At 73.9% G+C, this 249-nt stretch carries 1 protein-coding gene; it reads right to left on the reverse strand.

Annotation, left to right across the window (positions count from 1 at the left end; all coding sequences use genetic code 11):
- Nucleotides 1-249, reverse strand: a 249-nt coding sequence (locus tag B2U11_RS12735; protein ID WP_292072216.1) for a PmbA/TldA family metallopeptidase, incomplete at both ends; no start/stop codon positions are given.

Here is a 249-nt window from a genome sequence, read left to right on the forward strand (position 1 = left end):
TCGACCTTCTCCTGCAGCGGGGCCTCCATCGCGTTGCGGCGGATCGGCGTGCGCCAGCTGACCTCGCCGACGCCGCGCGTCGGGGCCAGGCGGACCGGAGCGGTCTGGTTCTTGGCGTTGGCGCGGGCGATGCCAGCAGCCAGCCGCGCGGCGTTGGCGACGGCCTCGGGCGTCATCTCGTTGGTGGCTGCGAAGCCCCAGGCGCCGTCGGCGATGACGCGCACGCCGACGCCCATCGACTCGGTGTTG

The sequence above is a fragment of the Brevundimonas sp. UBA7534 genome, from assembly GCF_002479325.1.
Lineage (GTDB): Bacteria > Pseudomonadota > Alphaproteobacteria > Caulobacterales > Caulobacteraceae > Brevundimonas.